This window comes from Knoellia sp. p5-6-4, from assembly GCF_029222705.1.
In the GTDB taxonomy this organism is placed as follows: domain Bacteria; phylum Actinomycetota; class Actinomycetes; order Actinomycetales; family Dermatophilaceae; genus Pedococcus_A.
The window spans coordinates 413,061-428,862 of the sequence record NZ_JARGZF010000001.1 but is presented as its reverse complement, the minus strand read 5'-3'; the positions used below and the strand labels follow the sequence as shown (position 1 = coordinate 428,862).

Annotated in this window: 16 protein-coding genes and 1 riboswitch; of the genes, 9 read left to right on the top strand and 7 right to left on the bottom strand. The window is 72.1% G+C overall.

All coding sequences use genetic code 11. From position 1 onward, the window contains the following. Nucleotides 1-11: 11 nt before the first annotated feature. A complete protein-coding gene (locus P2F65_RS02080; protein WP_275803667.1) occupies nucleotides 12-680 on the top strand; it encodes an IclR family transcriptional regulator in 669 nt (222 codons plus the stop codon). A gap of 13 nt (nucleotides 681-693) precedes the next feature. On the opposite strand, the gene P2F65_RS02075 is transcribed toward P2F65_RS02080, so the two are convergent. Then, entirely contained in the window at nucleotides 694-1,167 is a 474-nt protein-coding gene (locus tag P2F65_RS02075) for a SufE family protein (protein WP_275803665.1), read from the bottom strand. A 7-nt stretch (nucleotides 1,168-1,174) separates the two neighbouring features. Continuing rightward, nucleotides 1,175-2,053 (bottom strand): sulfurtransferase, encoded by an 879-nt coding sequence (locus tag P2F65_RS02070; protein ID WP_275803663.1) that lies wholly within the window; start codon nucleotides 2,051-2,053, stop codon nucleotides 1,175-1,177. A gap of 73 nt (nucleotides 2,054-2,126) precedes the next feature. On the opposite strand from P2F65_RS02070, the gene P2F65_RS02065 reads away from it, so the two are divergent. The 6 genes from P2F65_RS02065 to P2F65_RS02040 all read left to right on the top strand — a co-directional run bounded on the left by P2F65_RS02065 (nucleotide 2,127) and on the right by P2F65_RS02040 (nucleotide 8,345). Continuing rightward, a complete protein-coding gene (locus P2F65_RS02065) occupies nucleotides 2,127-2,849 on the top strand; it encodes an EcsC family protein (protein ID WP_275803661.1) in 723 nt (240 codons plus the stop codon). Nucleotides 2,850-2,977: 128 nt separating this feature from the next. Further along, a complete protein-coding gene (locus P2F65_RS02060) occupies nucleotides 2,978-3,388 on the top strand; it encodes a YkvA family protein (RefSeq protein WP_275803659.1) in 411 nt (136 codons plus the stop codon). A gap of 108 nt (nucleotides 3,389-3,496) precedes the next feature. Next, complete coding sequence (locus tag P2F65_RS02055) at nucleotides 3,497-4,579, top strand: DUF4192 domain-containing protein (protein WP_275803657.1); 1,083 nt, start codon at nucleotides 3,497-3,499, stop codon at nucleotides 4,577-4,579. Between the two features lie 64 nt (nucleotides 4,580-4,643). Continuing rightward, nucleotides 4,644-4,754, top strand: a riboswitch (SAM riboswitch). Nucleotides 4,755-4,773: 19 nt separating this feature from the next. Then, nucleotides 4,774-5,928, top strand: a complete 1,155-nt coding sequence (locus tag P2F65_RS02050; protein WP_275803655.1) for a homoserine O-acetyltransferase — start codon at nucleotides 4,774-4,776, stop codon at nucleotides 5,926-5,928. A 55-nt stretch (nucleotides 5,929-5,983) separates the two neighbouring features. Continuing rightward, nucleotides 5,984-6,385 (top strand): universal stress protein, encoded by a 402-nt coding sequence (locus P2F65_RS02045; protein WP_275803653.1) that lies wholly within the window; start codon nucleotides 5,984-5,986, stop codon nucleotides 6,383-6,385. 265 nt (nucleotides 6,386-6,650) lie between these two features. Next, the gene (locus P2F65_RS02040; RefSeq protein ID WP_275807216.1) at nucleotides 6,651-8,345 is read left to right on the top strand and encodes an RNA polymerase sigma factor; all 1,695 of its coding nucleotides are present in this window, start codon (nucleotides 6,651-6,653) and stop codon (nucleotides 8,343-8,345) included. Nucleotides 8,346-8,453: 108 nt separating this feature from the next. Here the strand turns inward: P2F65_RS02040 and P2F65_RS02035 are convergent, their stop codons facing one another. From P2F65_RS02035 to P2F65_RS02025, 3 genes are all read right to left on the bottom strand, one after another. Beyond that, on the bottom strand, nucleotides 8,454-8,663 hold the full coding sequence (locus P2F65_RS02035; protein ID WP_275803651.1) for a hypothetical protein: 210 nt from the start codon (nucleotides 8,661-8,663) through the stop codon (nucleotides 8,454-8,456). A 405-nt stretch (nucleotides 8,664-9,068) separates the two neighbouring features. Further along, on the bottom strand, nucleotides 9,069-9,173 hold the full coding sequence (locus P2F65_RS02030; RefSeq protein ID WP_275803649.1) for a DUF2510 domain-containing protein: 105 nt from the start codon (nucleotides 9,171-9,173) through the stop codon (nucleotides 9,069-9,071). Between the two features lie 131 nt (nucleotides 9,174-9,304). After that, entirely contained in the window at nucleotides 9,305-9,862 is a 558-nt protein-coding gene (locus P2F65_RS02025; protein ID WP_275803647.1) for a flavodoxin domain-containing protein, read from the bottom strand. A gap of 249 nt (nucleotides 9,863-10,111) precedes the next feature. On the opposite strand from P2F65_RS02025, the gene P2F65_RS02020 reads away from it, so the two are divergent. Together P2F65_RS02020 and P2F65_RS02015 are read left to right on the top strand one after the other, a co-directional pair. Next, nucleotides 10,112-10,771 (top strand): class I SAM-dependent methyltransferase, encoded by a 660-nt coding sequence (locus P2F65_RS02020; protein WP_275803645.1) that lies wholly within the window; start codon nucleotides 10,112-10,114, stop codon nucleotides 10,769-10,771. A 28-nt stretch (nucleotides 10,772-10,799) separates the two neighbouring features. Next, on the top strand, nucleotides 10,800-12,086 hold the full coding sequence (locus P2F65_RS02015) for a hypothetical protein (protein ID WP_275803643.1): 1,287 nt from the start codon (nucleotides 10,800-10,802) through the stop codon (nucleotides 12,084-12,086). A gap of 87 nt (nucleotides 12,087-12,173) precedes the next feature. Here P2F65_RS02015 and P2F65_RS02010 read toward each other — a convergent pair whose 3' ends face one another. After that, nucleotides 12,174-14,549, bottom strand: a complete 2,376-nt coding sequence (locus tag P2F65_RS02010) for a DUF3488 and transglutaminase-like domain-containing protein (protein WP_275803641.1) — start codon at nucleotides 14,547-14,549, stop codon at nucleotides 12,174-12,176. Then, nucleotides 14,546-15,802, bottom strand: coding sequence for a DUF58 domain-containing protein (locus P2F65_RS02005; RefSeq protein WP_275803639.1), 1,257 nt, complete (start codon nucleotides 15,800-15,802; stop codon nucleotides 14,546-14,548). Before P2F65_RS02005 ends, P2F65_RS02010 begins: the two co-directional genes overlap by 4 nt.

Here is a 15,802-nt window from a genome sequence, read left to right as displayed (position 1 = left end):
CGCAGGTTCGGGTGTCGGCGCCGGCCTCACAGACGCTCGACCGCGGCCTGACGATCCTGCGCGTGGTCGCCGACAGCGACGAGCCGCTCTCCATTGCCGAGATCACCTCGGCCGTGGGCCTGCACCGGTCGATCACCTACCGCATGCTGCGCACGCTCGAGGAACACGGGCTGGTGGCCCGCGACGCCGAGAACCGCTACCGGCCGGGCGTCGGGCTGGCGGGCCTCGCCCGTCGGGTGGCGCCCCACCTGCGAACCGCCGCCCTGCCCCACCTCTCGAGCCTGGCCGACGCCAGCCGCAAGACGGCCTTCCTCGTGGTGCCGGACGAGGGTGACGCGGTGACCATCGCCGTCGTGGAGCCCCGGTTCTCCGTGCTCCACGTGACCTATCGGCCGGGTGCGCGCCACGAGCTCACCCGCGGCGCCCCCGGGATCGCCATCCTCGCGGGTCGGCCCGGGCAGGACTCGGACAGCGCGAGGGTCCGCGAGGCGAGGTCCCGTGGCTGGGCGTGGTCGACCAGCGAGGTCATCGCCGGCTTCAGCGCGTGCGCGGCACCGGTCCACGACTCGACCGGCGAGTGCGTGGGCGCCCTCAGCGTGGTGTACGGCGGTGAGGCAGACCTCGACGTGCTGAGCGCGCAGGTCGTCTCGGCGGCCAAGGCCCTCGGCGCCGACCTCTGAGGAGCCGGCGTCCTCAGGCCCGGGACTTCAGGGCGAGCTGGCGCTTGATGCGGCTCAGCATGCCCACCATGCCGCGCAGCCGCAGTGGCGAGACGGCCTCGGCCAGCGAGAAGCGGTAGGGCGCGTCCTCGGGCACCGCGAGGATCTCGTCGACCGTGAGCTGGTCGAGGCCCTGGTGCAGGATGCCGGCGAACCCGCGCGTGGTGGGTGCCTCGGCAGGTGCCGAGAAGAACAGCGAGACGACCCGCTTGCCGGGCTCGGGTGACGACTCCTCGTCGACCTCGACGGTCAGGAACAGCGGCGACTGGCACTCGTGCACCTGTTCCATCTTCTCGGGCGCACCGGCATACCGCTCGGGCAGCTCGGGCAGCTCCTCGCTGAACTCGAGGAGCAGCTGGAGTCGTTCTGCCACAGGCAGATCGGCGAAGTCCTCCGCGATCTCCGCGAGGGCGGCCGGGAGGCCGGTGGTGTCGACAGCGGCGGTCACGGGCACCTCACCTCTCGACGGGCACGCGGACGGCGTTGCCCCACTCGGTCCACGAGCCGTCGTAGTTGCGGACGTTGTCGAACCCGAGCAGGTGCGTCAGCACGAACCACGTGTGCGAGGAGCGCTCACCGATGCGGCAGTAGGCGACGGTCGGCTCCTCGGGCTTGAGGCCCTGCTCCTCCAGGTAGATCGCCTCGAGCTCGGAACGCGACTTGAAGGTGCCGTCCTCGTTGGCGGCACGCGCCCACGGCACCGACTTCGCGCCGGGGATGTGCCCGCCGCGCATGGCGCCCTCCTGCGGGTAGTCGGGCATGTGCAGCAGCTCGCCGGAGTACTCGCCGGGGGAGCGGACGTCGACCAGGGGCCCGCCGAGGTGGGCCAGCACGTCGTCCTTGAAGGCGCGGATGGGGGCGTCGACGCGCTCGACGACGGGGTAGTCGGCGGGGGCCGGGGAGGGCACGTCCTTGGTCAGCTCGCGACCCTCGGCGATCCACTTCGCGCGGCCGCCGTCGAGCAGGCGCACGTCCTCGTGGCCGAAGAGGGTCATGACCCACAGGGCGTAGGCTGCCCACCAGTTGTTCTTGTCGCCGTAGATGACGACGGTCGTGTCGCGGCCGATCCCTCGCGCCGACATCACCTTCGCGAACTGCTCGCCGTCGACGTAGTCACGGGTGAGCTGGTCGTTGAGGTCCTGGTGCCAGTCGAGCTTCAGCGACCCGGGGATGTGCCCGGTGTCGTAGAGCAGCACGTCCTCGTCGGACTCCAGCACGACGACGCCGTCGGGGTTGCCGGCCTCCAGCCGGCTCGCCAGCCACTGGGTCGAGACGAGGCGCTCGGGGTGGGCGTACTCGGCGAAACGGGGCTCCGGGGTCTGCACGTCGGCCATGCAGCCAACGATAGACCGGCGCTGGTGCGGTGCCCGTGGCAGGATGGGCGGACCGTCATCAGAGAGGGCGATCATGGGCATTCTGGGCATGGACAAGGACGACACCAAGACCGCCGACAAGCGGCCCTCGGCGCTCGAGCAGGCCAGCGCGGGGCCCGAGGACCACGGCGCGTTCGGCAACAGCGTGGTGCGCCTGATCGAGTCCGTCCTCGACACGGGCATCGACGGCAAGGGCCCGTTCCACTCGGCCCAGCAGGTGGCCGACGTCGCGCTGTCCAACCACCCCGACAGCGAGCAGGCCATCGACGCGATCATCTCCTCGCACCTCAAGCTCGCGGCCGCCGGTGGCTTCGCGACGGGACTCGGCGGGTTCGTCACGCTGCCGGTCGCGCTGCCGGCCAACGTCGTCGAGTTCTACCTCGTCGCCACCCGCATGGTGGCCGCGGTCGCCTCCGCGCGCGGCTACGACATCCGCCAGCCGGAGATCCGCGCCGCGGTGCTGCTCACCCTGGTCGGCGCCGACTCCGACGACCTGCTCAAGAAGGCAGGGGTCACGGCCACGGGCCGGCTGTCCAACCTGGCCGCCCAGCGGTTGCCCGGCCCGGCGCTCATGGTCGTCAACAAGGCGGTCGCCTTCCGCCTGCTCAGCCAGGTGGGCAAGAAGGCGCTCGTGCGGATGGGCAAGGCGCTGCCGGTCGTCGGCGGGGCTGTCGGCGCCGGTCTGGACGCCTACCTGCTCAAGCGGATCTCCGAGCAGGCCCGTCACGAGTTCCCGCGCCGCATCCGTGGCCACTGACCGCCCGGGTGGGCCGACCTGGCCCGCGCGGTATGCCGTGGGCGCGCCGGGAATGCCCAGGGGTCCCCGCACGTTGGCAACGTGTCCGGCCGAATGTGCCCGGATGTAGGGAGAGATCGTCGATGGCCATGTCCCGCTGGGGAGTGCTCCGCACCCTCGCCACTGCTCTTCGCTCAGCCGTCCGGCCCGGTGGGCCGGGCCTCGGTGAGCGGCTGTCCGCCCTCCCTCGCCTCCTGCGCGCCACGCTGCGCGGCGAGTACCGGGGGACGACGACCGGCAAGCTGTTCCTCGTCGCCGCCGCCGCTGCCTACGTGCTCTCGCCGGTCGACCTCGTGCCGGAGGCCTTCCTGACCCTGTTCGGGCTCGCCGACGACGCCATGGTGGCCACCTGGATCGCCGCGACCGTGGTCAACGAGACGGACGCGTTCCTCGCGTGGGAGCGCGCAGGCGCGACCAGCGGGGACCACGGCCCGGCTGCCGGGGGCCGTCCCACGGGAGCCGGCTGGTCCGAGACGGTGCCCGGCGAGGTCATCCGCTGAGGCGCTGACCGGGCTGGTTGTGCACAGGTGGTGCCCGGTCCGCCACGTCGTGCACAGGTGCGCGGCGGGCTCTCCCTGAGGTGCCGGCGGGACCGCAAGCGTGGGTCCATGAACCCGATCCGGCTCCGCGGCCCCGCCGACATCCTCGCCGCCCTTCCCTTCCAGCTCGGCTACCACCCCGAGGAGGCGGTGGTCGTGGTCGCCCTCACGGGCCGGGCCATCGGACTCGTCCAGCGCGTCGACCTGCCGCCGGAGCAGCACGTCGAGGCCGCCGTCACCTCCCTGCTCACGGCGCTCGCCCGCGAGGAGCCCGACTCGGTGCTGCTCGTGGGCTACGAGCCCGCTGCCGGGGCAGCCATGCCGCTGCTCGACGGACTCGACGCGGCGTGTGGCGGACTCGGCATCGCGGCGCTCGACCGGCTCGTCGTCCGGGACGGCCGGTGGTTCGCGCCGGACTGTGGCACGGGGTGCTGCCCCGGTGAGGGGACGCCCCTGCCCGCGCCGGGTGAGGTTCCTGCCGTCGCCGACTTCGTCGGCCTCGAGATGGCGCCCGTGCGCGACCGCGCAGCGCTGCGCAGCCAGATCGCCCCAGACCCAGCCCGTTGCGCCGAGGTCGCCGAGGTGCTTCGGGGGATGGTCACGGCGGAGCAGGCACCGGGTCGCCACCTGCGGGTGCTGGGGACCCGCGAGGAGGCGGTCCGCCGGCTGCGTCAGCTCTCGCGCTGGGCGGTCGTGTGCGACGTGTCACCGGCCCGACCTCCACTGGAGGGACTCGCCGCCGAGGAGGTGGCCGACTGCGCCGTGGCCCTGCGCGACCTCGCACTGCGCGACGGGCTGATCGGGTGGCTGTGCCCGGGCACCCTGCCCCTCGACGCGCTCGACGACGACCTCGTCGACCAGCTGCGCAGCTGCCTCCAGCCGCCTACGTGGGCAGCTGCGTCGCCCAGCCCCGAGGGCGCAGTCGCGGGCCGGCGCCTGCAGGCACGCCTCGTGCAGCTGTGCCGGATGCTGCCGGACGAGCACGCAGCCCCCGCGCTGACCGTGCTGGCCAACCTCACCTGGTGGCTGGGTGACGGCGCGCTGACCCGCGTGGCTCTCCAGCGGGCCCTGGAGGTCGAGCCCGGCTACCGGCTGGCCCGACTCCTCGAGCGCATGGTGGACCTCGCCATCCGACCGCGCGAGACCGCCTGAACCAGCCGTCCAGAGATCGGACAGGGGAGGGGGGCTGGGGGAGGGCGTCCTATGCTGTCGAGCAGGTCACGAGTTCCAGTGCCAAGCCCCGGCTCGCTGGACGGCAACCCTCCTCGCGGTGGGGTGCCCCGGGTGAGGACCGGGCCGTGGCTCGACGTCGCGGCAAGCGCGACTGCCACAGGAGTTCTTCGCAGATGACCACGACGTCCAGCCCCCGGCTCTCGATGGGCGCCTGGCGTGAGGGCGACCCGGTGGGGGACCGGTCCTTCGTCTCGGTCGGTGCCGTCGAGCTCGAGGCGGGCGGGTGGCTCCCCGAGGTCACCGTCGCCTACGAGACGTGGGGCACCCTCAACGAGTCCCGCGACAACGCGATCCTCGTCGAGCACGCCCTCACCGGCGACAGCCACGTGTCGGGTCGGCCCGGGCCCGGGCACGCCACGCCCGGCTGGTGGGACGGGCTCATCGGACCGGGGTGCCCGTTCGACACCGACACCCACTTCATCGTCGCCGCCAACGTCCTCGGGGGCTGCCAGGGCACCACCGGCCCCTCGTCGACGGCTCCCGACGGGCTGGCGTGGGGCAGCAGGTTCCCCTTCGTGACGATCCGCGACCAGGTGGCGGTGGAGGTGCGGCTGTCCGACCACCTCGGCGTGGAGCGCTGGAGCGCCGTCCTCGGCGGGTCGATGGGCGGGATGCGGGCCCTGGAGTGGGCGGTCACCCATCCCGACCGGGTCGCCACCGCCATCGTGCTGGCCTCCACGGCCTACGCCACCGCCGAGCAGATCGCCTGGTGCCAGCCGCAGCTGCTCGCCATCCGCAGCGACCCGGACTTCCACGGTGGCGACTACTACGAACACGAGAAGGGTCCCGATCACGGCCTGGGCATCGCGCGCCGGATCGCGCACGTGACCTACCGCAGCGAGCTCGAGCTGCACGAGCGGTTCGGCAGGCTTCCCCAAGGGGGCGAGCAGCCGCTCGGCGGCGGCGGTCGGTATGCCGTGGAGAGCTACCTCGACCACCACGCGGGCAAGATCGTGGGGCGCTTCGACGCCAACTCCTACCTGGTGCTGACCGAGGCGATGAACTCCCACGACGTCGGCCGCGACCGAGGCGGTGTCGCCGCCGCCCTGAAGCGCATCACCGGCCGGCTCGTCGTGGCCAGCGTCGACTCAGACCGGCTCTACCCGCCACGGCTGTCCGAGGAGCTCGTCGCCGCTGTGCCCGACGCGGAGCACTTCACCATCGCCTCCCCCCACGGCCACGACGGCTTCCTCATCGAGACCGAGCAGGTGGGCGCCATCCTGCGCAAGGCCGTCGGGCGACCGGCCGGCACCGGGGAAATCCGGTAGCGTCTGCGCACCGGGCGTTCGCCAAGCGCGCCGGACGTCGACCAAGGAGGTTTCAGTGGCCATCGTTGTGGGTTATGTGCCTACGAAGGAAGGTCGCGCAGCTCTTCGTCGCGCTGCCGACGAGTCCCTGCTCCGCAAGACGAAGCTGATCGTCATCAACTCCAACCGCGGAGGCAAGGACTACGACGGCAAGGAGGCAGAGCGCTTCGAGAAGGAGCTCCAGAACGTCCAGCGGGAGCTTGACGAGGTCGGTATCGAGCACGAGGTGCGCCAGCTGGTCCGCGGAAACGAGCCCGCGGAGGACCTCATCGCCGTCGCGGACGAGGTCTCGGCCGACTTCATCGTGATCGGCCTGCGTCGGCGCACTCCCGTCGGCAAGCTCATCCTCGGCTCGAACGCCCAGCGCATCCTGCTCGACGCGTCGTGCCCTGTCCTGGCCGTCAAGGCCGAGGCCTGAGCCGCACGCTCGACGCCACCTGTGAAAGGCCCCCGGGGCCCCGCGAGGGGCTGATCCCAGGGGCCTTTTCGGGCTCCGGTGCCAGAGCAGGGGCTCCGATGGTTTTACAATGTCACCTACGCATACCGGCGAACAGGTCACCGCAGGGCACCACGAGCCGGTTGTCGTGAATACTTCCGCCCCCACTGTTGTTGTCAAGGTCGTGCGCTTCGGCCCTGATGGCGTGCGCTGCTCTGTCCGCGACGAAAGGTAGTCCGTGTCGCCTGTGTCCAAGAACGCCTCCGAGAGCCCGGCCCGTCCCCTCCCCAAGGAGTTCGCGCACCCCGCGCTGCAGAACCTCGTCCTCCTGGGCAGCACGAACGGGTCGGTGGACAGCGAGCAGCTGCGCACCGCCCTGGTCGACGCCGAGGTCGAGCCCAAGCGGATGAAGGCCGTTCTGCGCTCCCTCGAGGAGCAGGGGATCTCGATCACCCTGGACACCGCCACCGCGACGCGCGCCGTCGCGGCGACCTCGTCCTCACGGCGCACCGCCTCCGCCTCGACGAAGAAGGCCGCCGTGAAGAAGACGGCCGCCAAGAAGACCGCCACCGCTGACGAGGCGAAGACCGCCACGAAGAAGGCGGCAGCCAAGACGGTCTCCAAGACCGCGTCGGCCAAGACGGCCAGCGCGGGCACCGATGCGCCTGCCGCCAAGAAGGCCGCGTCCAAGAAGGCCAGCACCACCGCCGAGGCCTCTGCCGCCGCGGCGGCTCCGGCCAAGAAGGCCGCGACGAAGAAGGCGGCCAGCAAGAAGGCCGCCGCCTCGAAGGCCGCGCCCGGCACCGAGAGCACGGAGGCCGCCGAGCCCGGGGACGTCGAGGAGGACGTCGAGGTCGAGCCCACGGACGTCGTCGAGTCCGAGCTCGAGGAGGTCGTCATCGAGGACGACACCGAGGACGCGGAGGGTGGCGCCGCCACCGCCAAGACCGCGGAGGTCGAGGAGGAGGGCGGCTTCGTCCTGCGCGACGACGACGAGGACGACGCCCCGGTCCAGCAGGTCGTCACCGCCGGTGCCACCGCAGACCCGGTCAAGGACTACCTCAAGCAGATCGGCAAGGTCGCGCTCCTCAACGCAGAGCAGGAGGTCGAGCTCGCCAAGCGCATCGAGGCCGGCCTGTTCGCCGAGGAGAAGCTGAACTCGGGCGAGAAGATCGACATGAAGCTCAAGCGTGAGCTCTGGTGGATCGCCCAGGACGGCAAGAAGGCCAAGAACCACCTTCTCGAGGCCAACCTGCGCCTCGTGGTCTCCCTCGCCAAGCGCTACACCGGTCGCGGCATGCTCTTCCTCGACCTGATCCAGGAGGGCAACCTCGGCCTGATCCGCGCGGTCGAGAAGTTCGACTACACCAAGGGCTACAAGTTCTCGACCTACGCGACGTGGTGGATCCGCCAGGCCATCACCCGCGCGATGGCCGACCAGGCGCGCACCATCCGCATCCCGGTGCACATGGTCGAGGTCATCAACAAGCTCGCCCGCGTCCAGCGCCAGATGCTGCAGGACCTCGGTCGCGAGCCCACCCCGGAGGAGCTCGCCAAGGAGCTCGACATGACCCCCGAGAAGGTCGTCGAGGTCCAGAAGTACGGCCGCGAGCCGATCTCGCTGCACACGCCGCTCGGTGAGGACGGCGACTCCGAGTTCGGTGACCTCATCGAGGACTCCGAGGCGGTCGTGCCGGCCGACGCCGTGAGCTTCACGCTCCTGCAGGAGCAGCTGCACTCGGTGCTCGACACCCTCTCGGAGCGCGAGGCGGGTGTCGTCTCGATGCGGTTCGGCCTCACCGACGGCCAGCCCAAGACCCTCGACGAGATCGGCAAGGTCTACGGCGTCACGCGCGAGCGGATCCGCCAGATCGAGTCCAAAACCATGAGCAAGCTGCGCCACCCCAGCCGCTCACAGGTGCTGCGCGACTACCTGGACTGAGAAGTCCACCGGAGTCCGGTCCTCACACACAGGTCAGGTGCCCCCACAGGGGGCACCTGACCTGTGTGCCGTGTGTGGCGTGGACACCTGTGGTCGTGACCGCGGCGCTCATCGTTTCGACGCGCGCCACCCGGCACCGGCGGCCCCGGACTCGGAGCAGAACCAGCGTTCCCCCTTGGAGAGGCTGATCTGCGTCTGGTCGTAGAAGTCCCCGCCGGGAACGTGGTAGATCTTCTCGCCCTCGCTGCTGATGTTGCCCTTGATGAGGCACGCGCTTGATGGGGCCGGCGTCCCCCCGGGAGCCGGAGCGATCGGCACCGGTGCGGCGGGGGCGGCGCAGGTGCTGCCCCAGATGCCGAGGTGGGCGGAGCGGGCTGCGCCCTGGGCCCTGAGGTGGGCGGCCTGCCCGGTGTAGGCGCGACGAGCCCTGCTGCCGCAGTCGCCTTCTTCGGTGCGGTCGTGGGGACCGGCCGTGCAGGGGCGGTGGTGGTCGGGCGCAGGGGGGCTGCCGCCGTCGTCGGGGTTGCCGCTCGGGGAACGGTCGGGCTGGCTCCGGCCGACGGGGCAGCTGTGGCCCGAGCCGGAGAAGGGGGGCTGGGGGCTGAGGCCGGCGCCACCGCGAGGGCAATCGCGACGGTACCCGCGATCCCCGCCCCCAGGACAGCCCCGAGCACGAGCAGGATCCGGGCCGGGACCCCGATGCCGCGGGGGACGAGGGCGCAGTCACAGGCTGGGGCGGTGGGCCGTCCACTGCGCGCCGTCCCAGTACCGCCACGTGCACGGGCGCTCGGGGTCGGCATACCAGCCGGGCGGGGGGAGGGGGGACATGAGGGCAGCTCCTGGGCCATGGGAACCCCGTCAGGGTAGGTGCGCCCGCCCACGCCCCCGGGAAGGAACCACCCCGGCCGGCCGAACAGCCGGGTGGGTCCGGCCGAGCGGTCGAGCTTCCGCCCGAGTGACTACTCCAGCCGGGGCCGGTCCGCCCCGGTGGCGAGGTCGGTCACGAAGTCCTCGGCGAAACGCCTGACGCCGTCCCACTCGGTGTAGACGTAGTCACGCGAGGTGTCCGTCCCCAGCTGGCCGGGCTTGTCCTGGGCGATCTTCTTCATGAGGTGGCGCTTGACGAACCCGTAGTGGGTGTAGAGGAGCGCGCCACCGAAGAGAGCCACCCTGTCGGGGCGCCAGCCCGACTCCTGCTCGAACTGCTCGACATACCCCTCGGCCTCCGCGGTGTCCCCGTGGGCCGCCAGGCTCACCGAGAAGAACGCGGACGGCAGCCTGTCGAGGGCGTCGCGGTTCCTCTGCACGAACTCCACGACGTGCTTGTCATGCTTGCCCATGTGGATGGAGGCGCCGATGACCACGCCGTCGCAGCCGTCGGGGATCACGCCTCGTGACGCCTTGACGTCCACCGCCTCCACGTCGATGCCGTGCGCGCGGATCACGTCGGCCACGACCTCGGCGATCGTGGCGGTCTGCCCTTCGGTGGTCCCGTAGGGGATGAAGATCCTGGTCATGGTCGTGTCCCTTCGCTGGGTGTGGTCGACAGGGCTGCGCTGATGGGCACGCAGGCCCCCACGGGCACTGTGCAGTGGCGCCAAGGGGCGGCGAAGGGGCGAAGGTCACCCAGAGCAGGTGCGGCTCTGCGGGGGGCGGCGCCCTGCGTGCCGTCCTGCATCTGACGCCAATTCGGACGTCGTGGGCTCTATGGTGGCCGGGAGATGAACTGAGCGTGAACTCCTCGTCCCACACGGAGGGTCAAGATCGTGACGCTGACGCCGACGTCGCAGAGCAGCTCAACCAAGGAGCGCACCGGCTACTGGGATGCCTACTACGGGCAGCAGCACAGCAACGCCCGTCCGCTTCCCTCGCAGTTCGCCACGTTCGTGGCGGGGGAGCTCGAGGGCCGTCAGCGGGTGGTCGAGTTCGGGTGTGGCAGCGGGAGGGACTCCATCTTCTTCGCCTCCTACGGCCACGACGTGACCGGTGTCGACGGGTCCGTCGCCGCCGTCGAGAACTGCCGTGCGCTGAGCGAGGCACTGGGAGTCCCGGCCACCTTCGTCAACGCGATGGTCGACGACGAGTCCCTCGCCCGTCGGCTGGGCTCCGGCAGCGGACCGCTCGCCATCTACGCCCGGTTCTTCGTGCACGCCATCACCGACGACGAGGAGGAGACCTTCCTCGACCTCGCCGCCGAGGTGACGTCTCCGGGCGACATGCTGGCGGTCGAGTACCGCACCGTGCGCGACCAGAGCGGTGTGAAGGTGACGGGTGCCCACTTCCGCCGCTTCGTCACACCGGCGACCTTCCAGGCTCGGGCCCTGGGCCGTGGCTTCGAGGTGGCCTACGCGGTCGAGGGCTTCGGGTTCGCCAAGTACCGCCAGGACGACGCGTATGTTGCCCGCGAGATCTTCACGCGACGCTGAGGGGACGCGGCCCGCTGTGCAGCCGGAGGTGTTGCGCGGCCTCCTCGCCGCGGCTCGTCTGCACTTTCCCGACCTCGAGCTGACCGCGCCGTCGGGCGTGCTCAGCGTCGCGGCACCACCTGGGCCGATCGACCAGATCCGCATCGAGGCGGGCCCGGCCGGGGTGCTGCGGCTCCAGTCCGTCGGGCTGGTGGCCGCGGATCGCTCGGACGTGACCCGACGGGCGTCGGTCGAGGTCAGCGGTGCCGCGGTCGCCGGGGGCCGCCGTGGCGATGCCCGTCAGCTGCTGGACTTCGACAACCCGACGGGTCCGGGCGTGCAGACCCCGCCGGACGAACAGGGCTGGTGCCAGGTCACGCTGCGACGACCGGCGGAGCTGACCCGGATCCTCGTGCGCAACGTCGCTGCGAGGACCGCAGCCCAGAACTGGGGTCTGCGCGTCCTCGCCCGCTCAGGTGGGAAGTGGACCGTGGTCTACGACCACGCCGCGAGGACGGCGGAGCTGGACCGCTTCGTGCAGCAGGTGCCACGGCACCGGGACCTCGACCCCGAGACCACGGCCGTCCTCCCGGTCCTGCCGCTGGTCGTCGCCGGCTCCTACGCACCGGCCCGTCAGGCCTTCGACGCCGCGGCGCTCTCGCCGGAGAGCCGCAGGATCTTCCGGTCGGTCGTGACCGAGGACCTCCTGGTGTCACGGAGCCTGGAGTGGACCGTGCACGGACCCCAACGCTGTTTCCGGTTCTGGGCCGAGCAGGAGAAGCGTGACTACGTCCGGTTCGCCGCCGACGTCGCGCAGGCGCTCTCGGGCCTGACGCCCCACGTGTGCTTCGGCTTCGGCGCCGCTCTGTGCGTGGTCCGTGACGGGGACCTCATCCCGCACGACGACGACCTCGACATCATCATCGGCTTCGACGCCGACGAGGCCGCCAACCTCCCGGCCGGCCTCAAGCGGGTGGAGGACCACCTGAGGCCGCTCGGCTACACGGTCTCCGGGAACTTCTCGGCGCACCGCCACGTGCGGCTCGGCTCCGGCAAGCACGTCGACGTCTTCGTGGGGCTGTTCGAGGGCGACACGATCTCGTGGTACCCCGGGACGCGGGGCGCGCTGGACCGGCAGACCATGTTCCCCGTGTCGGAGGGCTCGCTGCTCGGCGTGCCCTGTCGCCTGCCCCGGAGCCCGCTGCGCTACCTCGAGGTCCTCTACGGCCCGGGTTGGCGCACCCCGGACCCAGGCTTCCAGCACACCTGGGACCGCTCCGCCTACGCCGACCTGGTGAGCCGGGGCACCGTCCCGAAGGCGGTCAGCAGCACCTAGGCGTGCCCGCTTGGAACCGCCCGGCACCATCCGGCACCATCCGGCATCCCTGAGCACACGGGACCGGGCCGCGTCGGAGCGGGGCGGTCAGCCCCTGCCGACGCGGGCCTTCGCGGTGTCCCATGCGCGCTGCACCGGGCGGGCGGCAGCGGCACGGCGCTCCCGCCACTCGACGAGACCGTCCTGGGGCCAGAGGAGGGCCCGCACCCGGTCGCGTCGCCGGCGGACACCGGAGACCGCGTGGACGACGCGGTCGGTGTCCGCGCGGATGTCGGTCAGGGTTGCGCCGGGGCGGGCGTAGCGCGAGCGCTCCACCGTGTCGACCACCCGTCTCAAGGACTCGACCTCGGGTCCTTCGAGATAGGCCTCGCGCTGGTAGAAGCGGCCTGCCTGCCGTGGGGTGCTGCCCCGTGGAGCCACCACTCCGAGGTCGCCGATCCGCTCGACCATGCTCTGCCACTCGACCTCCACCCGGTGGGCGTCGTCGTCCGCCTCCCGCAGCCTGCGCCGGTGCCGGAGGCGGGCGGCCACCGGGACGGCCAGCGTCCCGGCGACCCCGACGACGAGCCCCAGCAGCACCCAGCCCAGGAGGGTCAGACGGCCGGAGGACCACCAGATCGAGAGCACGCCGGTGTCGGAGGCGTTCGCCGGGTCGAGCGGGTCCTGGGCGCCGGGGTCGTTGGCGCCGCTGTCGCGCCGGGGCGCGGAGGTGGCCGAGGTCGTGGGCGTGTCGGTCGGGTTCGCCTCGGGATCCTCGGTGGTCGCCTGCTCCAGCGAGTACCCCGGCGCCAAGCCGCTGCGCGCAGGGGGAGTGGGCTCGAAGCGCAGCCACCCCGCGCCCTCGAAGTACAGCTCCGGCCACGCGTGGGCGTCGGCAGCCCGCACCGTGAAGACGCCCTTGTCCAGGGTGCCGGGGAGGAACCCGATCGCCATCCGCGCGGGGATGCCGCTGGCCCTGGCGAGCATCACCATGCCGGTGGCGAACTGCACGCAGTAGCCGGTGCGGGTCGTGAGGAAGTGGGTGACCGGGTCCAGTGCCACCTCCCGGCCCGCGTCGTCACGCACCGGGCCCGCGAGCTTGAGCGAGTAGGTGTAGGCGCTGCTGCGCAGGTGCTCCTGGATGGCCATGGCGGCCTCGATGCGACTGGCTCCCCGGGGGACCACCTGCTGTGCGAGGGCTTGCACGGCGGGCGCTGACTCGCGGTCCAGGCGCAGCTCCTCGGAGTGGGACAGGTCCGTGAGCCGGTCGGTGGGTGGCTGCTCGAGCAGCGAGCGCGGGGGCTCGAGCTCGACGTAGTCCATCGTGTAGGACTCGGCAGTCCGGTTGGTCGTCGCCACCTGGGTCCGCCGGTCCACGCCCCAGGCGACGCCGTCGAGGTCCCCCGCCACCAGCGGGTAGGGCGTGGCGACCTGCGGGGCCTGCAGCCGCGAGCCGTCGACATTGAGCCGGAACCGCTTGCGGGGCACGTCGTCGCCGATCTCCGGGGGGAGGGTGACCTCGGGCCGCCGGCTGAGCTCGGCCTCGGGTCGTTCGGGGCGCCACTCGCCGTCGCGGTAGCTGGTCAGCACGCCGACGCGCAGGGGGGTCGGGCTCGGGGCCGTGGTCGTGTAGGACAGGACCGGTGACATCGAACGGTCCTCGAGGCTGCGGGTGAGGTCGAGGGTGCTGGTGATGCCGATCTGGCCGTCGCTGAAGCCGGTGGCGTCCGTGGCGCGCCCCAGGCCGTCGACGAGGTAGCGCGTGGGCAGGTGTGGCGTGACGACGGGCAGGACAACGGCCGCCGCCAGCGCGGCCACGCCGAGGGTGCGGCCCAGCGCCGCGAAGCTCATGGACCCGTCCCGGTCGAGGGAACCGCGTCCCCGGCTCTGCAGCGGGGCCGTCGTGCCCCACCGCCGCAGGGACGCGACGCCCTGTCGGCCGACCATCACCAGCCACACGGTGGCGGCGATGAGGAAGTAGACCGGGTGGAGCGAGCTGCCGGAGTTCGAGGCGGAGATGAGGAACGCGGTCAGCAGGGGCAGGCCGGCCAGTGCCGGGGAGCGGCGCATGACGGCGAGGTGGTCGACGAGGATCGCCACCAGGGCCATGGCCAGCCCGATGCCCAGAACGATGCCGCGGTTGGTGGGGGCCGGGGCGGCGTGGTTCTGGATGGTCTCGCGGGCCAGGACCAGGAGGTTGTTGAACGCCAGCACCATGTCGACGGTGGGCAGGCCGTGCCACAGGTGACCACGCCCGTAGATCCAGCCGGACCCGACCACGACTGCAGCCAGCTGCAGCAGCACGACGCCCGTCTTCGAGGTCGTGAGCCGACGGCCGAGCAGTCCGGCGCCGGCGACGAAGGCGACCATGAGGATGGTCGGGCGGACCCACGTGCTGGGCGTGAACAGGGTGGTCAGCGGCCAGCTGACCACGATCGTGGCCAAGGCCGCCAGGGCCGTCTCGGGAAGGCGCGTCCGGATCATGCCGGCACCGGGCTCGAGGCCCCGGCCAGAGCCGTCCACACGGTGGCGAGCTGGTCGTCGGCGCGCACGACCGCCACGGTCCAGCCGGCGGTGCGCAGCACCGACACGCACGGCGGCTCGGGGGACGCTGCCTCCGGGCGACGCTGCGCGGCAAAGCTCGGCGCGTCCAGGACCATGGCGAGCCCGGTGCCTCCGGGCTGACGGAGCGCGGCGACCTGTCGGGCCAGGTCCTCGTCGAGCTCGGTGACGATCGCGATGACCAGGCCCCCGGACGAGGTGAGGGGGTGCGCGCTGTGGATCACCTCGGCGAACTGCTCGAGCTGTCCGGCGTGCGCCTCGGCCAGGACCTCCAGCGCGTGGTCGAGGTCGATCGCCGCCCCGGCTCGGCCGCTGTCGGCGGTCTCGTCGGTGACCAGGTGGACGGCATACGTCTGCTCGCACAGGTGGGCCGTGATCGACGCCGCAGCGGTGACGGCCCACTCCAGCGAGCTGGAGCTCCCCGTGCCGCGATGGCCCGAGGCCCGGGAGTCGAGCACCACGACCGCGCGCCGGCGGGCCGGCCGGTCCTCCTGGCGCACCATGAGGTCGCCGGTCTTCGCGGTCGCCGGCCAGTGGATGCGACGCAGGTCGTCACCGTCTCGGTAGGCGCGGATCGAGACGTCGTCCTCGCCGTGCAGCGCCACCATGTGCGGGATGGCCCCCTCGGCGCCGATGCCGCTGCCGGGCGGGCGGCTGGAGCCGAGCTCGAGGACGCGCGGCAGCACGAGGATGTCGCCCGCGCCGCTGATGGCGGCGACCCGGGTGCTGAGGCCGAACGGGTCGCGCAGCCGCACCCCGAGCGGACCGAGGCGGTGACGGCCGCGCACGTGCGAGCGCACCGTGTAGTGCACCTCCTGCCGGTCGCCGCGGCGCAGCCGGGAGATCACGAAGCGGGGGCGGTCGCCGAGCGCGTAGTCGAGCTGCTCCTCGGCCATGATCAGGGGGCTGGTGCTGGGCCCGGCGTTCTCGATCGTGAGGGTGACCGTCGACGGCTCGTCGACCTGGACCCGTCCGGGACGAGCCGTGCGGTCGAGGGCGAAGCGCAGGTCGTGCCGGCGCATGAGCAGGGCGCTGAGGAGCGGCAGCGCGATGAGCAGCACCCCGATGCGGGTCAGGTCGGAGAACCCGAGGCCCACCCCGCACAGGCCCAGGGTGATGCCCGCCGAGACGAAGGCGCGACCGCGTGTGGTCAGCAGGTCACGGAGCCGGCGCAC